Origin of the sequence: Microcystis sp. M083S1, from assembly GCF_020246405.1 — a bacterium.
Lineage (GTDB): Bacteria > Cyanobacteriota > Cyanobacteriia > Cyanobacteriales > Microcystaceae > Microcystis > Microcystis aeruginosa_C.
In genome coordinates this window covers 21046-39371 of sequence record NZ_JADBTB010000245.1, presented here as the reverse complement: position 1 = coordinate 39371, position 18326 = coordinate 21046, and the positions used below count along the sequence as shown (strand labels likewise).

The 18326-nt window shown below is 43.1% G+C and carries 9 protein-coding genes; 8 read left to right on the top strand and 1 reads right to left on the bottom strand.

What is annotated here, in order from left to right; translation table 11 throughout:
• The 4 genes from IM450_RS21985 to IM450_RS21970 form a co-directional block, all read left to right on the top strand.
• Positions 1–11488, top strand: an 11488-nt coding sequence (locus tag IM450_RS21985) for a Calx-beta domain-containing protein (RefSeq protein ID WP_287666293.1), incomplete at its 5' end; no start/stop codon positions are given.
• Between the two features lie 58 nt (positions 11489–11546).
• Positions 11547–12302 (top strand): PEP-CTERM sorting domain-containing protein, encoded by a 756-nt coding sequence (locus tag IM450_RS21980; RefSeq protein WP_287666290.1) that lies wholly within the window; start codon positions 11547–11549, stop codon positions 12300–12302.
• 136 nt (positions 12303–12438) lie between these two features.
• Positions 12439–12894, top strand: coding sequence for a hypothetical protein (locus tag IM450_RS21975; protein ID WP_002802289.1), 456 nt, complete (start codon positions 12439–12441; stop codon positions 12892–12894).
• On the top strand, positions 12881–13207 hold the full coding sequence (locus IM450_RS21970; protein ID WP_194018312.1) for a hypothetical protein: 327 nt from the start codon (positions 12881–12883) through the stop codon (positions 13205–13207). The genes IM450_RS21975 and IM450_RS21970 overlap by 14 nt, the downstream gene beginning before the upstream one ends.
• A gap of 419 nt (positions 13208–13626) precedes the next feature.
• On the opposite strand, the gene IM450_RS21965 is transcribed toward IM450_RS21970, so the two are convergent.
• Positions 13627–13773 carry a hypothetical protein gene (locus tag IM450_RS21965; RefSeq protein ID WP_194018311.1) on the bottom strand — a complete coding sequence of 49 codons (147 nt, stop codon included), beginning with the start codon at positions 13771–13773 and terminating at the stop codon, positions 13627–13629.
• A 117-nt stretch (positions 13774–13890) separates the two neighbouring features.
• Between IM450_RS21965 and ilvD the strand changes: the two genes are divergently transcribed.
• The 4 genes from ilvD to IM450_RS21945 all read left to right on the top strand — a co-directional run bounded on the left by ilvD (position 13891) and on the right by IM450_RS21945 (position 18264).
• On the top strand, positions 13891–15576 hold the full coding sequence (ilvD, locus tag IM450_RS21960; protein WP_004268355.1) for a dihydroxy-acid dehydratase: 1686 nt from the start codon (positions 13891–13893) through the stop codon (positions 15574–15576).
• Between the two features lie 210 nt (positions 15577–15786).
• Entirely contained in the window at positions 15787–16647 is an 861-nt protein-coding gene (locus IM450_RS21955) for a tetratricopeptide repeat protein (RefSeq protein ID WP_287666287.1), read from the top strand.
• A 227-nt stretch (positions 16648–16874) separates the two neighbouring features.
• Positions 16875–17309 (top strand): ferritin-like domain-containing protein, encoded by a 435-nt coding sequence (locus IM450_RS21950; RefSeq protein ID WP_002731529.1) that lies wholly within the window; start codon positions 16875–16877, stop codon positions 17307–17309.
• Positions 17310–17343: 34 nt separating this feature from the next.
• Positions 17344–18264 carry an FTR1 family iron permease gene (locus tag IM450_RS21945; RefSeq protein WP_287666284.1) on the top strand — a complete coding sequence of 307 codons (921 nt, stop codon included), beginning with the start codon at positions 17344–17346 and terminating at the stop codon, positions 18262–18264.
• The last annotated feature ends 62 nt before the right edge of the window (positions 18265–18326 follow it).

Genomic DNA, 18326 nt, shown 5'->3' with positions numbered 1-18326 from the left:
TGTCACCATTCCTATCAATAATGACACCATTTATGAACCAACAGAAACCGTCAACCTAACCCTTTCTAATCCCACAGGTGGCGCAACCTTAGGAACCCAACAAACCGCCACCCTAACGATTATTGATAATGACGCAGTACCAGGAGTCATTCAATTTAGCAATGGGACTTATTCAGTCAATGAAAATGGAACCCCCGTTACCGCAGTTACTTTAACTCGTAGCAATGGAAGTGATGGCGCAGTTAGTGTCAGAATCAACCTAACAAATGGAACAGCAACTGCACCATCTGACTACAATAACACCGCAATTACGGTTAACTTCGCCAACGGAGAAACCAGTAAAACCGTCACCATCCCCATCATTGATGACAGTATCTTTGAAGCCACAGAAACCATCAATCTCAGTCTATCTAACCCCACCAACGGCGTAACAATCGGCTCACAAAACAGCGCAATTGTCAATATTATTGACAACGACTTTAAACCCACCTTAACCCTTACTATTAGTGGGGAACAAGTCACCGAAGGTAACACCATTCAGGGAACAATCACCCGCAATACCGACACCACAGACCCCTTAACAGTCACCTTAGTTAATAGTGAAAATAGTCAAATTACTGTACCGACAACTGTTACTATTCCCACCGGTGCAAATTCAGCCAACTTTAATATTAATGCGGTTGATGATACCTTAATTGAACTAGCAAAAAACTATACCATTATTGCCACAGCACAAGGATTTGTTAGTGGTTCAGATACCCTAGCAATTATTGATAATGATGCAGTTACGTTAACCCTCAATATTCTCCCCCCTTCTGAAGGGGGGCCAGGGGGGATCTACGAAAATGGGGGTAAAACAACAGCAACAGTTACTCGTAATCTCGTTACCGATACACCACTACAGGTACAACTATCCAGTAGTAATATTAACGCCGCAACCGTCCCTGCTACTGTTATCATTCCCGCCAATCAAGCATCTGTCACCTTTGAAATAACCGGAGTTGATGATACCGTTTTAGATGGTAATCAAACAGTTACCATCACCGCCAAACCTACCTATACAGGGACAAACTTAGCAACCGATACAGGAACCGCAACCACTAATATTAATATCATCGATAACGAAAGTCCCACTTTAAAAGTCGTTATCGACAAAGATGTCATCGCGGAAACGGGAACCGCAACAGCAACCCTTACCCGTAATACTAATACCAGCAGCGACTTAATTGTTACCCTCAATTCCAGCGATACCACCGAAGCAACAGTCCCCAACACAGTAACAATTGCTGCGGGACAAACTTCAGCCACTTTCACTATTACCGGAATTAGTGACGGAATCAACGACGGTAGTCAAACAGTAATAATTACCGCTTCAGCAACAGGATTAAATAGTGGAAGTGACAACTTAGAAATCACAGATATTAATGTTCCTGATTTAGTCCTCACTCAATTACAAGGAATCTCCCCAACTTATACAACTAAGCAGTCTCAATTTACCTACACAGTCACCAATAACGGAATTATCGCTGCGACGGGAAGTTGGAAAGACCGAGTTTATTTATCAACCGATAATAAGTTAGACACCAACGACACCTTATTAGGAGAATTTGGCTTAGGAAGTACAGAAACTCCAGCCAATTTATTAGCGGGAACCTCCTACAATCGCACAGTCACTTACTTTGCTCCCCGTAATCCAGGACAATATTACCTAATTGGGGTGACAGATAACGGAAATACCGTTAATGAAGGAGTCACAATAGGGGAAAGCAATAATACAACGATTACCCCAGTAACAGTAACACCTGCTTATCGTGGTACGGTTTATTCTGACACAGAAACTGCCATCGCCGGTAATCCCGTCACTCTCCGGGGACAAGCCTTAAGTAATAGTGATAATTCTCCTGTAGCCTATGAATTTGTCAAAGTCCGGGTAGAGAATAAAGGAAATATTCGAGAGATTGATGCGTTTACCGATGGAAATGGTAATTTTGTCCGTCAATTTACTCCCTTACCCGGAGAAGCGGGGACTTATAATATCAATGCTTATTTCCCTGGGTTTGCGAGTGAAGATACTACCCCAGAAGATAGTTTTACTCTCTTAGGAATGCGGTTTGAACAAAATGACCAATTCTTAACGCAGGTTTCCCAAAAGATTACCGAAGGAACCACCTTTAATGGGTCAGTGAAACTACAAAACCTGAGTAATCTAAGCTTATCGGGATTAACTGCTACAGTCAATGGTGCGCCAAGTGATTGGACAGTTAATGTCACCCCAGAGAAAACGAGTTTAGGGGGTAATGAAGAAATCACAGTCAATTACAGTATCAATGTCCCGGATGATAAATGGAGTTATTACAACTTTGGTCTGGGATTAAGTACCACTGAAGGCGTTACCGCAAATCTACCAATACGAGTAGATGTGGCGCGACTATTACCCCGTTTAGTTGCAGATACCAGAAGTTTACAAGCTTCGATGTTGCGGGGAGGTCAAACAATAGTCGAGTTTACGGTTAGTAATCAAGGGGAAATTGCGTCAGGAGAATTAAATATTCTGCTTCCTAATGCGTCTTGGTTAAAGTCTGCTTCTGCGGTTAAGCTACCTTCCTTGAATCCGGGTCAATCAACGAAAGTTTCGTTGTTATTACAACCGTCAGCAACGCAAGAGTTGACAGTTTATAACGGAAATATAGTTATTTCTGGGGATGAAGCATCCTTAAGTTTACCGTTTAATTTCCGAGCGATTTCGGAAGCGAAAGGGAATTTAAATATTAGTGTTGTTGATGAATTATTCTTCTTTGCAGAAGGTTCACCCAGGCTAGAAAATGCGACAATTACCCTATTAGATCCCTTTACAGGAACCGTTATTTCCTCAGAAAAAGATGCCGATGGGATATTGTCTAAAACTGACTTAGCAGAGGGGTATTATAAACTGCGGATTACTGCTGACAACCATGATACTTATGAGCAGAATATTTATATTGGTGCGGGAGAAACGGAAGATATTCAGGCATTTTTGTCAAGACAAACAGTTAAATATACTTGGACAGTAACGCCGACAGAAATTGAAGATAAATATATTATTACGGTTCAATCGACGTTTGAAACCGATGTTCCAATTCCTGTAGTAACAATTGACCCGCCTTTAATCGATTTAAAAGATTTACAAGCAGTTGGTCAAGTCACACAAATTAACATGACTGTGACTAATCACGGGTTGATTGCGGCGAATGATGTCAAACTGAATTTTGGTAGTCATCCGTTTTATAAAATTGAACCTTTAATTAATAATTTTGATGGGTTAGCCGCAAAAAGTTCTCTAACTATTCCTGTAAGAATTACAAGAATTGCTGACTTTGATACTTTGCCAAATAGTGCAGGGGAACTTTCAACTCTAGCTACACCATCAGTTCCTTGTTCAATTTCTGGTTCTCTTGGTTGGTCTTATCCTTGTGGGGGAAATGATGTCCAAAAATCGACAACCATTGCCTTTAATAATGTAGAAGGAAATTGTGCTGGTGGTGGTATCGGCGGTGGCGGCGGTGGCGGCGGCGGCGGTGGCGGCGGTGGCGGCGGTGGCGGCGGTGGCGGCGGTGGCGGTGCTGCTGGTTCGGTTTATTCTTCCACTCCAATCATTTATACGAAGAATCCTTGTAATACAAAACCTAATGATCCACCACCACCACCACTAGATTGTAACTATACAGATATACTCAAGACTTTTTCAGATAAATACAATGATCGGCAAGGGACAGCAACGGCTGGCTATCATCATCAGGTTCTTTGTATTTCTGAAAAAGCAGCAGATAACCAAGACGGATGGGGTGGGGGATTTATGAAAAATATTCTCTGCCAAATGGCAAATGATCTCAAAAGTAATCGAGGTAGTACAGAAACAGTTGATAAGATTACAAAGTCGATCCCTGCTTGGATACCTGTTCTTAATCATATTCCTAATACACCCATTCCTATCCCTGGTGGACCAATAACAACAGGCGATATTGGTTCTCTTGTTGCAGGAGGTTTTCACTTTGTAAAAGATTTAATTCCGGGGTTTACTAGAGCAATTTGTAACGGATCGTACAATCGTAACGATCATAAAAGTTTTTTTGATTATGGTGTTGTTCCTTGCTTTAATGAAGTTGCTGCATCTGGAGAAATGAGTCAAATTGCAGCTAATATAGCTCAAGTAGTAGTTCCTTCTGGTGCGGGATTAATGGTAGATATATTGTTGTCTCGTAAGGCTGACGGAACTCTTAACTGTAGTGGCTTGGGTTCTCAATCTTTGATTACAGATACTTCTCAAAACTTGTCGGCTCAAAATTATCAAGTAATTCAACCGTCTTCTCTAAGCAAAGACCAACTATTTTCTGAAGAGCTTGCATCATCTTCAGTATTAAAAATAGAAATTAATGATTTATTCTTTTTATCAGTTGGGGAAGAATTTCAAATAAAAGTAACTAAAAATAATTTAGATGGTACTATTTCTGACTTAACTTCTTCGACAACTGGTACTCAATATTTTGTTGTTGCTGATAATCAAGTAGCTCAAATTTCAAACAATGGATTATTATCTATTCTAAGTAGTGATTTCCCTCTTGTTCAATTTACTCCTATTGTTTATATAATTGCTCGAAATGGAGATGATTTTGGTATCGGACAATTCGCACTTGAAGATAGTGATAATGATGAAGACGGACTAGCTGATTCTTATGAAAGTACAATCGGTCTAAATTCAAATACCTACAATGGTATCAATTCAGATTTAGATGAAGATGGATTGAATGATTTTTATGAAGCCTTAATTTTTTCAAATCCACTTCTCAAAGATACTGATGGCGATGGCGTTAATGATGGAATTGAAGAGCAAAATGGTCAAGATCCTAACAATCCTGATCCAAAAGATAATACACAAGGAGTCTGCGCCACAGTCAAAATCAAAATCGACCAAGAAGCAGTAATGACTCGCGCTGCCTTCCTTGGCAATTTAGAAATAGAAAACGGTAACGCAACCAACCTAACTAACCTCTCTGTTATCCTTCAAATCAAAGACCAAAACGGCAACATTGTCAACGATAAATTCGGCATTACCGACCCCATTCTTAGCAATATCACCGCCGTTGATGGGACAGGAATCTTAACCGGAGATAACCCCGACACTCCCCAAGACGAAGGAATTGGTAGCGCACAATGGACCTTTATTCCTACCAATTTAGCCGCGCCAGAAATTCCCACCCAATACAACATTGGTGGAACCCTTTCCTACCTGGAAAACGGCAAAACTATCACCGTCCCCCTACTTTCCAGTCCCGTAACCGTCTATCCCCAAGCCGAACTTTACCTCGACTACTTCCATCAACGAGATGTCTTCGCCGATGACCCCTTCACCGATGACATTATCGAAACATCCGTCCCCTACTCCCTCGCCGTCCTCATCAGAAATGAAGGAAAAGGAGACGCAAAAAACCTGAGAATCACCTCCGGACAACCGAAAATCGTTGAAAACGAAAAAGGCTTACTAATAGACTTTCAAATCATCGGTTCCGAAGTCAACGGACAAGGAGTTAGTCCTTCCTTAACCGTCAACTTTGGTAATATTGAAGCCGGAGAAACCGCCGTTGCTGAATGGTTACTCAAATCCAGCCTACAAGGGAAATTCATCGATTATAAAGCCACCTTTGAACACATCAACAGCCTCGGTAAAGCTGAACTCTCCCTCATCAAAGAAGTCAAAATCCACGAACTAATTCATACAGTTCAAGTCAATCATTCCAACCCCGACAACTTACCCGACTTCCTCGTTAACGAAACCTTTGACGCACAATTCACCCCCGATATAATCTACTTTAGCAGTGGCGGAACCGCAGCCGTCAAAGCCGTCAAAAACGCCACCATTGACGCACCCCCAACCCTCAATGATTTAACCGTTCAAATTAGCGCCACCGTCCAAGATGGCTGGACTTACTTCCGCTTAGATGAACCCAGTAACAGTCAATACGACATCGTTAAAATCTTGCGGTCTGACGGTACAGAAATTGGCTTAGATAATATTTGGACAACCGACCGTACCTTCCCCGCTACTGGTCGTCCAAACTATGAAAATATCCTCCATTTCTTTGACAATAACGCCACAGGAGGAACGAAAACCTACACGGTTGTTTATACCCCCGGCGGACCCACTATTACCGACATTATTGATGTCAGTCCAGACCCACGCGCCACAGCAGTTAACGCCATTACCGTTGACTTTTCTGAACCCATACAAGCCAGTAGTTTCGATTACAATGACTTAAGCTTAACCCTCAACAATGGCACAAACTTAATCAACTCCACCGTTACCATTGTTTCCCTCTCTTCCACCCGTTATCAAATCAGCGGATTAAACACCCTAACCAACAATGAGGGAGACTATATACTCACCATCAACGCCACAGGAATCCAAGACACCAGTGGTAAATTTGGTAGCGGTTCACTAACAGAAACCTGGGAGAAAACCGCTGGCGGTAATGCCGACACCACCCCACCAGTAGTAACAGATATTGCCAATCTATTAATCAACCCGCGTAATCAACCGGTTCCCTCTTTAACCGTCACCTTCTCCGAAAAAATTGACCTCAGTACCTTCACTTGGCAAGATATTACTCTCACCCGTAATAGTGGCAGCAATTTAATTAACAATACCGTCACCATTAGCACCATTAATGACACCACCTATCGCATTAATGGACTAAGTGGATTAACCACAACCGATGGAACCTATAACCTGACAGTTAACGGTAGTGGAATCCAAGACTTATCCGGTAATTCAGGAAATGGAACCCAGTCCGAAACCTGGGTAATGGATACCATCGCACCCGCAATTCCTACTAATATTACAGTCACCAATCCCCTAACACCTTCAGGGATAAATACTGCAGACCTCGCGCCATTACAGCCTTTAACTGCATCAGGACAAACCCGAATTGATACCACCAATCCCACCATTAGTGGTCAATTAGGAGAAACCGGATTAAAAGTCTTCTTCTACGACAAAATCACCAATCAACTGTTACAACAAGCAACCGTAAACGGAAGCCAATTTAGTAGTCAAGTTCAACTTCCCTCACCTGGCGCAAAAGATATAGAAATCCGGGTAGAAGATACCGCAGGAAACACCACCAATACAACCTTAAGTCTATTTGCAGACATCACCCAACCAGTCCTTACCCAATTTATCAACGTTCCCACCTCAACCGCCAACCCCATCAACAGTATTGACGTTCAATTCTCCGAACAAATTAACCTCAATACCTTTGATAAAAGTGATATTACCTTAACCCGTAATGGTGTCACCCTAACCCTTCCTAATACCGTAACCGTTGAATATCTCTCTGATACAACCTACCGCATTAACGGGTTAGGTAACTTAACCAACACCCCCGGTATCTATAGCTTACAGGTTGACGCAACCACCATCCAAGACAACGCCGGAAATAACGGCGACGCAGCCAAAACCACAAGCTTTACCATTACTCCCCCTCCCACCCCAGGAGTCACCTTAACCCAAACAGCCGGAAATACCACCGTCACCGAAGGAGGTAACACCGATACCTACTCTCTCGTCCTCAAAACCCAACCCACTGCCGATGTCACCATTACCCTAACCAGTAACAATCAAATCACCCTCAATTCAACTACTCTTACCTTCACTACAACCAACTGGAACACTCCCCAAAACGTCACCATTACCGCAGTAGATGACACCCTAACAGAAGGAAATCAAACTGCTACCATTACCCACAATATCAGCAGTACAGATACCAACTACAACGGGTTAACCATTGGGACGGTTAATGTAACCATTCAAGACAACGACGCAGAAATCAAAGGGACAGTTTGGAACGATATTGATGGCAATGCGGCTGATAACAACGAACCCAATCTAGCAGGCTGGACAGTCTATTTAGACACCAACAATAATAACCAACTCGATACCGGAGAAACCACAACCCAAACTAATGCTAACGGCGACTATACATTTAATAACCTGCGTCCGGGTAATTATAACGTCGCTCAAGTAGTGCAAACAGGCTGGAAACAAACCTATCCCCTCCTCAATATCACCACCACAGCGGCGGATATTCCCCTCGCAATTCCCACTTTAGAACTAATTTCTCCCGCTACAAGTAATCAAACCCAACTCAACTTCAGCACCGGCAACTACACAGTTACAGAAGACGGAACCGCCATCACTGAAATTATCATCATCCGTAGCGGAAACCTCACAGGAACAGTCACAGCCACCCTAACCTTTAGCGATGGAACCGCCAAAGGTTGCGGTTGCGCCGCTAGTTCCGTCAACAATGATTTTAACCAAAATCCCATTACCATTACCTTCGCCGAAAACGAAATCAGTAAAGTCATTCCCGTCCAAAACGCCATCTTAAATAATCCCAACGCTATCCGCATTCGGAATGATAACAAAGTCGAAGGAAATGAATCCTTTACCATCAATCTCACCAACCCCACCGGTGGCGCAACTCTGGGGAATCAAAGTCATGCAACCGTCACCATTATTGATGATGAATCTCCCAATAATAATCCAATAACACCGCCTATCTCAAATCCCAGTAACACCATTTCTAACTCGCAAAATACTAACGCCACCAATCTAATTAACCTCGATGATTTCTGGTCAGATTCCCGCTTTACCAATATCAAAGGACAGGGACAAAGCATCGTTATTATTGACACCGGTGCCGACTTAAATCATCCCTTATTCGGTGCGGATGCTAATAATAATGGTATTGCTGACAAGATTATCTATCAATACGACTTTGCTGATAATGATACTGATGCCAGTGATAAAAACAATCACGGCTCCCACATTACCAGTATCGCCTCCCAAATTGCTCCCGATGCTAACTTAATTATCCTCAAAGTCTTTAAAGATAACGGTTCCGGGTACTTTGCTGACTTAGAAGAGGCCCTACAGTGGGTTAATACAAATGCGAACACATATAATGTCACCTCTGTCAACCTTTCTTTAGGAGATAATCAAAACTGGACAACCGCTACCGGACGCTATGGAATTGGCGATGAATTAGCCGCCATTGCCGGACAAAATATTCTCATAGCAGCCGCAGCGGGTAACAGTTTCTATACCTTTAACAGTACCCCCGGATTAGCCTATCCAGCAGCCGACCCGAATGTAATCTCCGTCGGTGCAGTTTGGGCCGATGATTTCGGTTCTGGCAGCTTCAGTAATGGTGCTAAAGACTATACAACCGCAGCAGACCGAATCGCCAGTTTCTCCCAACGTCATCCCCTTTTAGATGTATTTGCGCCGGGTATTTTAATCAGTGGCGCAAATGCAACTGGTGGGACAATTACCATGGGTGGCACATCTCAAGCCGTGCCTTACATTAGCGCAATTGCTACCCTTGCTCAACAGATTGCTCAAACTTATTTAGGACGGGAATTAACCTTAACTGAATTTCGTACCTTATTAGACACCACCAGCAATTTAATTATTGATGGGGATGACGAAAACGATAACGTTACCAATACAGGAATCAGTTATCCTCGAATTAATGCAATTGCTTTAGCAGAAAGCATACTCACCCTCAATGACAGTAATCCTAATCCAGATTTAGTTAACCCAGGAAATAACAATAATAATGGCTCCAACACGGTCACTAATACCGTCAGTTTAGTTCATAATGTCACCCTGACTGGAGGACAGATACTAACGGGAATTAGCTTCGGAAATCAGCAACTTAATCAACCGCCAACTCTCAATAACATTAATAAGAGTGGGAATGAAGATAACCCCATCAACTTTAGTCAAACTGACTTTACTTCAGCTTTCAATGATTCTGATGGTAATACTCTGGTTAAGATAGAGATTACTGCTTTACCTAATAACGGTGTTCTCCAACTGAATAATACAGCAATTGCACTCAATCAAGAAATTGCTGTCAGTGACCTAAATAATCTCACTTTTAGTCCCAATACTAACTTTAACGGGAATATTACTTTTAGTTGGAACGGGTTTGATGGGAGTGTTTATGCAGATAATGCTGCGACAGTGAATATCACAGTTAACCCAGTAGATGATGCACCAACTGTCATCAATCCCATTACTGATGTCAATGTTAACGAAGATGCAGCTAATACCGTCATTGATTTAACTAATATCTTCACCGATATTGATAATGACCCGACTTCAATTGTTAAATCAGTATTCGTCAATGACAATACAGGATTAGTCACCGCTACTATTGTTGACAATCAGTTAACCCTCGACTATCAAAACAATCAATCTGGGATAGCTAATATTACGATTCGTGGAACATCCAACGGTAAAACTGTTGACAATAGCTTCACCATAACAGTTGCATCTGTCAATGATGCACCCACATTGCAACAGGAAATAGCCAATCAAACCGCCACAGAAAATCAACCCTTCAGCTTCACCATTCCCGCCAACACCTTCACAGACATTGACGGCGATAATCTCACCTACACCCTAGCCACAGGAACAGTCCTCCCCAGTGGCATCACCTTTGATAGCGCTACCCGTACCTTCAGTGGCACCCCCTCCGATACTGCTTCAGGTACTTATAACCTGACAGTAATCGCCAGCGACTCAGCCGGAGAAAAAGCCAACGATAGCTTTAGCCTCAACGTCCTCAACGCCGTCAACGGTAGCAGCAGCAGTGAAACCGTCAACGGTACTAGCGGCGACGACCACATCAATGCTGGTGCTGGTAACGATAGCGTCAACGGCGGTGAAGGCAACGATATTCTCGATGGTGGTATAGGAAATGACCGACTCGCAGGCGGTCCCGGTGACGACACCTACATTGTCGATAGCAGCCGCGACGTAGCCATTGAAAATGCTGGCCAAGGACAAGACACCATCAAATCCTCTGTAAATTACACTCTCACCGTCAACATCGAAAATATCACCCTAACAGGGAACGCCAACATCGACGGCACAGGTAACAATCTAGATAATGTCATCACCGGTAACAGTGGCAATAACCTACTCAAGGGATTAGATGGCAATGACACTCTCCTCGGTGGCGCAGGTAACGACACCCTGATTGGTGGAAAAGGAAATGATATTCTCACCGGCGGCGATGGCAGCGACTCATTCCTCTTTGGCAGTGGTGCTATCTTTAATACCAGTGATTTTGGAGTTGATAACATCAGCGACTTTACTAAAGGAAGTGACAAAATTATCCTGAGTAAAACCTCCTTCAATGCTCTTGTTAGTACCGTCGGCAATAGCTTACAAGCCGCCGAATTTGCCACCATCAATGAGGCGGCTAACGAACTAGCCTTAGTTGGTTCCAGTAATGCTAAAATCGTTTACAATTTAGCAACAGGTAATCTGTTCTACAATCAAAATGGAGCCACGACAGGATTAGGTAATGGCGCACTTTTTGTCACATTGAATAGTATCCCACAGCTAAATGAGAATGACATTTTAATTCAAGCTTAAGTAAACAGCCAGCGAAACATCCCATCTCACAATTAACCATATATCAGGAAAATTACTCATGTTTAAACTCCCAACTTTAACCTTAATTACTGTTGCTGGTTTGTTAGTGGCGACGGCTGAAACTTCCCCCGCCGCCGTTGTCAATGGAAGTTTTGAAACTGGTAATTTTTCTGACTGGAATACCAGTGGACAAGCGAGCGTTGAAACTTCAAGTTTTCAGGTTACACCAGTTAACGGAAGTTATCAAGCCGTGTTACAAACTTGTTTTTTTACTGGTGCTTGTGATGACAGTCAATCTTTGACTAATGCTAATGATTTGGAATCATTTCTCGGCTTATCCGTTAATGAGTTAAGCAATCTAGGGGTAATTGAAGGCTCGGCCATCAAACAGACTATTACTGCTAATGCTGGCGATATTTTCAGCTTTTCTTGGAATTTTCTGACTGATGAAGATGCCGCTAATGTAGATTACAACGATTTCGCTTTTTTTACCCTTAATAACAATTTATATCGTTTGGCGGATATTCAATCTAGTTTTCCAGTCAGTCCCTCTTTTTCCCATTTAAAGAAAGAAACAGGTTATCAAACCTACACGATACCAATATCGGTGACTGGAAATTATATTTTAGGGTTTGGGGTAGTTGATGTGGATAAGACAGGGGGAGGAGATAACACTATCAATTCAGCTTTATTAGTTGATAATATTAAACTAACTAATAATTCTGATATCGCCAAAGTTCCCGAACCTGATACTATTTTCGGACTATTATTAACTCTAGGATTAGCCAGCAAGTGCAAGCGCAAGAATTGTTAACATCACCCGCTATCAAGAAAAAGGGTTTCTTAAAGAAACCCTTTTTCTGCGTCAGTATATCACAAAAATTGCTTCGGTGCTTCAAGATAACTGATAACTGAAGTGTCCTATTCTTACGGTTAGGTAAAAGTCAACTATGAGTGCTAAATTTTGCATATTAATTCCCTCAAAAATCTTGCGAATTGAAAAGCATTTTAGGCAAAAGCTAGATTCGTGGCTGGCTGAAGCTGAGGCGGCAAATCTTTCTAATTGCGGTTTGTCTAATTATGCTCTATATAGCTTGTCAGAATTTGAGAAACGTCCAGATGTTAATTTGAATTTGCCAGATAATATCGGCGATCGCTATCATGTAATAGATTGGGGATTTTATTTTATGTCTGATGCTATCCTGAGAGATTTTTTATCTTGGCTGGCACAAATATATGTTTATGGAGAAGTGGGAGTATTGAAATATTGGTCTGATGAACTTAGACGGTTTCCCCCAATTAAAATTAGTAAGATTCAGCAGTATATTTCTCATTTTTCTATGAAGAATTTACCGCTAGATGAACTCTGTTTTTTTTTATTAGGAGAAATCAATGAAACTAGCTAACTTATTTCCTTTAAGCAAGGAACAAAGACAGACACTCATTCGTAATTATCAAATTCTCCGACAAGAAGTCGATAAGATTGGTAAAGAGTATGAACAAAAATCTTATGAAGAACTGTTCAGCAAAAATGAACCAACAATTTTAACGGTAACAACGGATGCGGGTTTCAAACTAACCTTCGTTGCGGAAGCTTACCATTTACAAAAAAATGGGACAATCTGCTTTTGTATTGATGCTGATGGTTTACCAACCCTATTTTGCATCAAGCCATCCTACAATTTCTACAAACGTTCTGATGACTCGGTGTATTACTAAATTAATCCTTTTCTTTCCCAGATGAACAGCTTATATTATATCTGGTTAAATAACCGTGATATTGTCAAGGCGCAATCCTAGCACCCTTTACATCTGCCATGCTTCCCACAGCAGCCAATTGATTTATTCAGCAAACCCTAATTAGGGCTTGCGGCCAAAAGTAGGCGCGAAGCATTCGGATAGAAAATCTCTGGTTTCACCGATAGGTTATTGCCCGAATTCATCGCCCCTACAGGACGCGGGCCGATGAAGACGCAAGGTTTTGAAGCACGATTCTCTCAAAATCTTGCACCTGTGGGAGCGAGAAAAGCCACAAAACCTCTACCTTGCCTACATTTCACATTTATTCAGCAAACCCTAATTATGGATGCTTTTGCCGATAACCTGTACTGCACTGAAACTGATTAGGGGAAATTTTATTACAAATGCTCAAGCTTGTTCTTTTGCAACTCTAGCGCTTGCCACCCTCCCATACTTTTTAAACAGGATTTCGTCTGACTGCTGATTCCTGATTCCTGATGGCTGTTCCCTGAATCATCCCGCAGTTTTATATTTTCTTTAGACATGGACTGTCCTAAAACCTGCTCAGAGCGGCCAAAAGTCAGAAAATAGAAATAAAGGTGCGATTGGAGAATTCGAGTAGCGATCGCACCCGTCAGCCGCCATTGGAGAAAGATAAAGTTATGGCAGATAACTACAGAAGTCGCATTGTTACCCAAGGTACCCAACGCAGTCCTAATCGGGCTATGTTAAGAGCGGTAGGTTTTGGCGATGAGGACTTTAGCAAACCAATCATCGGCATCGCTAACGGATTTAGCACCATTACCCCCTGTAACATGGGAATTAATGATTTAGCAATGCGTGCCGAAGCAGGAACCAGATTAGCGGGGGGAATGCCGCAACTTTTCGGGACTATCACCATTAGTGACGGGATTTCCATGGGAACAGAAGGAATGAAATATTCTCTCGTTTCTAGGGAAGTAATCGCCGATTCCATTGAAACCGTCTGTAATGGTCAAAGTCTCGATGGAGTCCTCGCTATCGGGGGTTGTGACAAAAATATGCCGGGGGCAATGATTGCCATGGCCCGGATGAATATTCCCGCTATTTTCGTCTATGGTGGCACGATTAAACCGGGGCGCTACAAAGATTGCGATTTAACCGTGGTCAGTTCCTTTGAAGCCGTGGGACAGTACAGCGCCGGTAAAATCAGTGAAGAAGACCTCATCGGAATTGAACGCAACGCTTGCCCCGGGGCTGGTTCCTGTGGTGGGATGTTTACTGCTAATACCATGTCTTCCATTTTTGAAGCCATGGGGATGAGTTTACCCTATACCTCAACCATGGCCGCCGAAGATGCGGAAAAAGCCGATAGTACCGAAGAATCGGCCAAGGTTTTAGTCGAGGCGGTTAGAAAACAGATTCTCCCTAGCCAAATTTTGACCCGTAAAGCCTTTGAAAACGCCATTTCGGTAATTATGGCGGTGGGGGGTTCCACTAACGCTGTGCTGCACCTTTTAGCCATTTCCCGCACCATCGGGGTAGAATTATCGATCGATGATTTTGAAACCATCCGCCAGCGTGTACCGGTTATCTGCGATCTTAAACCCTCCGGGCGTTACGTTACCGTAGATCTGCATAAAGCCGGCGGTATTCCCCAAGTGATGAAAATTCTCCTGGTTAATGGTTTACTCCACGGGGATGCCCTCACCATTAGCGGTCAGACTATCGCCGAGATTTTAGCCGATATTCCCGACCAACCGCCCTCAGGCCAAGACGTTATCCGTCCTTTTAGCAATCCTGTCTATAAAGAGGGTCATTTAGCCATTTTAAAAGGAAATCTGGCCACAGAGGGGGCCGTGGCCAAAATTAGCGGCGTGAAAACTCCGGTCATCACTGGGCCTGCGCGGGTGTTTGAGTCGGAAGAAACCTGTTTAGAGGCAATTTTAGCCGGAAAAATTAAAGCCGGGGATGTGGTGGTTGTCCGTTACGAGGGACCAGTAGGCGGACCGGGTATGCGGGAAATGTTAGCCCCCACTTCGGCAATTATCGGCGCCGGTTTAGGGGATTCCGTGGGATTAATTACCGATGGTCGTTTTTCCGGGGGAACCTATGGCATGGTGGTCGGTCACGTCGCTCCAGAAGCAGCGGTGGGTGGTACAATTGCCCTAGTAGAGGAAGGAGATCAAATCACTATTGATGCTCGTCAGCGTCTCTTGCAGTTAAATGTATCGGAGGAAGAATTAACCCGTCGTCGTAACCATTGGCAACCGCGTCCCCCACGCTATAAAACGGGAATTCTCGGCAAATTCGCCAAGTTAGTCTCCTCTAGCAGTCTCGGCGCTTTAACGGATCTGAATCTGTTCTAAAAGTATAACTAGGGTTTGCAGCAAAAAGCTTTTCGGTGGTGGCAGGGTGTGGGGTGTGGGGTGTAGGGTGTGGGGTTTTATCGATTTTCAGGTGGTCAACTACCTAATTTTCAGGGAAAAAGCACCCACTGCTCACCCAACACTCCCACTGATAACTGATAACTGATAACTGATAAGACTGACGAACCTAATTACTATAGATTAATCACTATGACCTATCTACTCACTGTCTATCGAGCGCTCGAATGCCGTCCAGATACCTATCGGGATTGGTATGACCAAGGCAATATTTTAAAAGAAAGAATGGACTATTTTGGAGCCTTAATCAGCTACGAAAAAGCCTTAGAATATTATCCAGATGATTATTGGGCATGGTACAAAAGGGGTATGATACTAGAAGACTTGGGAATGTATGAAGAAGCGGCTCAAAGTTATGCTAACGCTGCACAGGTAAAGGATGATAACTATTGGGCTTGGTACGATCAAGGTTGTGTTTATCTACAGGAATTAAAGGACTACGAAAAAGCGATCGCTTGTTTTCAACGGGCCCTAAGTCATAGTCCGGGGGACTATTGGGCAGCCTACCGGCAAGGGGAGGCCTATCGATTGCTGAAAAATTACGAACGCGCTATCACTTCCTACGATCTGGCCTTGGGGGTGCGACCCCGGGATTATTGGGCCTGGTATCGTCGCGGCGACGCTTTCCGGGATTGGGGCAATCCCCAAGAGGCTTTATTTAATTATCGTACCGCCCTCGATATCCGACCGCAAGATTACTGGTCCTGGTATCAACAGGGTGTGATCTTACAAGCATTACAGCGCCTGCCAGAAGCGATCGCCTGTTATGAAGAATCGTTAAAAATCGATCAAGATGATCGCTATGCGTGGTATAATTCCGCCTGCTGTTATGCCGCCCTCGGTCAACAAGAAAAAGCGATCGACTGTTTACGCGAAGCCATGGACATAGAACCGGATATATGTGGCGAATTAGTGCGTAATAACTTTGTTTTCGATGGTTTAAGGCAAAATGAAACCTTTAATGACCTCTTGAGTTGCTATTCCCCCAGCTAAAGTCTTTTTGCATCACCTAGGGTTTGCTGAAAGGGTTTTTCGTGGGGTGTGGGGTTTTAGGCATTTTCAGGGAAAAAGTGCCTAAATTTTCCCCTCTATTGCTCAAACGGCTGGCACTTTTTTGATGGCAAAAAAGCCTAAAGATATTAGCCAACAAGGTTTTTAGATTTATTTAGCCAGTCTGGATTAGCTACAATTGCAATTAGAGAAAAATTATTGAGAATCTTATGCGAGAACTAGACAGAGACAAAACCATCGAACAACTAAACGAAATCATGGAATTTGAACTAGCGGGAGTTGTCCGTTACACCCACTATTCCCTGATGGTGACAGGTCCCCATCGCATCCCCATCGTCCAATTTTTCCAGACTCAGGCCACGGAATCCCTCACCCACGCGCAACAAGTTGGGGAAATTCTCACCGGTTTAGAAGGTCATCCTAGCTTAAAAATTGCCCCCATCGAAGAAAGCTATGAACATAATATCAAAGCAATCTTGAGTGAGAGCCTCAATCATGAGAAAAAATCCCTTGATTTGTACAAAGCACTCCTAGAAACCGTTGAAGATGCCAGTATTTACCTAGAAGAATTCGCTCGCGGTATGATTGGACAAGAAGAATTACACAATCTGGAAATTCGCAAGATGCTGCGGGATTTTGCTTGAGCTAGGATCAAACCTAGAGTTTATCGACTAGCTTATGAATCTTAGTTCCGCTTTACCCACTTTTATTATCACTCTCCGGGAAGGTTTCGAGGCCGCTTTAGTGGTGGGAATTGTCCTCGCTTGTTTACAAAAATCGGGTCGATCGCAACTTAACTCATGGGTGTATCGTGGTATTGGTGCGGGAGTAGTGGCTAGTGTTTTGGTCGGTATTTTGCTAGGGGGAATCCTTTTTCAAGTGGATGCCTCTCCTAGTCCATTTGTACCAATGATTAAGGAATTGCTGGCCGCCACTTTTGGACTGATTGCCGTCTTGATGTTGAGTTGGATGTTAATTTGGATGACTCAACAGGCCAAATCTTTGAAATCTGAGGTAGAAAGTGCGGTAAAAGCGGGTTTAAAATCGGAAAATGGGGCAGGAAAAGCGATTTTTCTGCTCGTTTTTATCGCTGTCTTGCGAGAGGGATTTGAAACTGTTCTCTTTATCCTGGCCCAATTCCAAAAAGATTGGCAGATACAAACCTTCGGTGCGATAGCGGGGTTAAGTGTCGCAACCTTGTTGGGAACTCTCCTCTTTGCGGGGGGAGTAAAAATTAATATCCGTCTCTTTTTCCAAATTATGGGGACTTTCCTCCTCTTAATCGTTGCCGGATTACTCATCGGTATTTTGAAACATATCGACGCAGGAATCAGTCTTTTAAGTGAAATTGACCCTTTTTATCGCAATTTCTGTCCTTCTCTCCCCTCCTCCTGTCTTCTCGGTTTTCAAGTTTGGGACGGTTCCCAAATTTTGAGCGATCGCACTTTCCCCGGACTCCTCCTTAAATCCCTGTTTGGTTATCGTCAAAACCTCTATATCAGTCAAATTGTTGCCTATATCCTCTTTTTACTGCTTATCGGTGGCCTCTATTTCCAAAGCTTACGACAACGTCCTCAAACAGTGACCAGTAAACAGTAAACAGTAATCAGTAAACAGTAAACAGTGACCAGTAAACAGCGAAAAGATGGCAAGAAACTGCT